The following is a 1536-nucleotide window of genomic DNA, read 5'->3' on the forward strand; positions in this document are numbered from 1 at the left end:
CGCCTGTTACGTCGAGGTGATGCGCAACACGCCGTTCCTGGTGCAGCTGTTCTTCATCTTTTTCGGGCTGCCCAGCCTCGGCATCCGGCTCGACCCGCTCCTGGCCGCCATGCTGGCGATGACGCTCAACATGGCGGCCTACACGATCGAGATCGTCGGCGCCGGGCTTGACGCCGTGCCCGGCGGACAGACAGAAGCAGCGCTCGCGCTTGGGCTGCGGCCCCGCCAGGTGTTCATCAAGATCGTGCTGCCGCAGGCGCTCAAGGTGATCTTTCCGGCGCTGACCAGCCAGATCGTCATCATGATGCTGGAGTCGGCCGTGGTGTCGCAGATCGCCGTGCGTGAACTGACCTACGAGGCCGACATGCTGCAGGCGCGCACCTTCCGCTCCTTCGAGACCTATTTCGTCGTGACGCTGGTCTATCTCGCTCTGTCGATGGCCTTGCGCCGGCTGCTGGTGTCAGGCGGGCGCCGTGCGCTCGGAGCCGGCGTATCATGATCGAGTTCACCTCCTGGGACATCGTGCGCAACCTGCTGCTCGCCGCCCGCTGGACGGTGCTGCTATCGCTGGCCGCCTTCATCGGCGGCGGCATCGTCGGCCTGGTCGTGCTATTCTTCAGGATCGCCAAAAACAAGTGGAGCAGGCGCATAGCCTCGGGCTACATCGCCCTGTTCCAGGGAACGCCGCTCTTGATGCAGCTGTTCCTGATGTTCTTCGGGCTGCCGATGCTCGGCCTGCGCATCGAACCGTGGACGGCGGCGGCGCTCGGCCTCACCTTCTTCGCCAGCGCCTATCTCGCCGAAATCTGGCGCTCCGGCGTCGCGGCGCTACCCCTGGGGCAATGGGACGCCGGCGCAAGCCTTGGCCTGCACTATCTGCAGGAGCTGAGGCTGATCATCCTGCCGCAGGCCTTTTCGATCACCCGCGCACCCACCGTCGGCTTCCTGGTTCAGCTGATCAAATCGACCGCGCTCACTTCGATCATCGGCTTCGAGGAGCTGGTGCGGACCTCCAACGCCATCAACAATGCGACCTTCGAACCGTTCAAGGTCTACGGGCTGGTGGCTCTGATCTTCTTCGTCATGTGCTTTCCGCTGACGCAATACGCCCGCAGGCTCGAGAAACAGGCGGCTGCTCGCTGACGCGCCAAGGCAGCGCTCGATTTCAGGCCGGCAGCCCAAGCTGCTTGCGCAGGCTCTTGTCGAATGCGGACGCGGGGACGAAACGACGCAGGAAACTGACCTGGCGCGCCATTTTTCCCGCCGCATAGCGTTTCTTCGGCGCAGGATCGGTCGCCGCGGCCAAAACGGTGCTGGCGACCACTTCGGGCGCATCGCCTTTTTCCATCGATTTCCGCACGGATACAGTCATCCCGGCACGCGCGGAGTCGTAGATTTCGAGCGACCGGTCGGGGGCGGCAAGATTGTCCTCGAATGCCGTGCGGGTATAGGCGGGCTCCACCAGCGAAACGCGGATGCCGAACGGGCGCAATTCGTGATCGAGCGACTCCGAATAACCCTCGATGGCATGTTTGG

Annotated in this window: 2 protein-coding genes and 1 pseudogene; 2 read left to right on the forward strand and 1 reads right to left on the reverse strand. The window is 63.9% G+C overall.

What is annotated here, in order from left to right; genetic code table 11:
* Both EN893_RS33385 and EN893_RS33390 read left to right on the forward strand, forming a co-directional pair.
* A partial coding sequence (locus EN893_RS33385; RefSeq protein WP_164901361.1) for an amino acid ABC transporter permease occupies positions 1-499 on the forward strand: 499 nt, incomplete at its 5' end.
* A complete protein-coding gene (locus EN893_RS33390; protein ID WP_127269243.1) occupies positions 496-1143 on the forward strand; it encodes an amino acid ABC transporter permease in 648 nt (215 codons plus the stop codon). The genes EN893_RS33385 and EN893_RS33390, both read left to right, overlap by 4 nt.
* Before the next feature lie 22 nt (positions 1144-1165).
* Here EN893_RS33390 and EN893_RS33395 read toward each other — a convergent pair.
* Positions 1166-1536: pseudogene (locus EN893_RS33395) on the reverse strand (short-chain dehydrogenase/reductase); the annotation flags it as partial.

It is taken from the genome of Mesorhizobium sp. M7A.F.Ca.CA.004.04.2.1, assembly GCF_004022825.1.
Taxonomy (GTDB): domain Bacteria; phylum Pseudomonadota; class Alphaproteobacteria; order Rhizobiales; family Rhizobiaceae; genus Mesorhizobium.

Excerpts from the sequence above, each read along its gene's own strand:
- EN893_RS33390 (WP_127269243.1), top strand. The coding sequence starts at position 496 with ATGATCGAGTTCACCTCCTGGGACATCGTGCGCAACCTGCTGCTCGCC.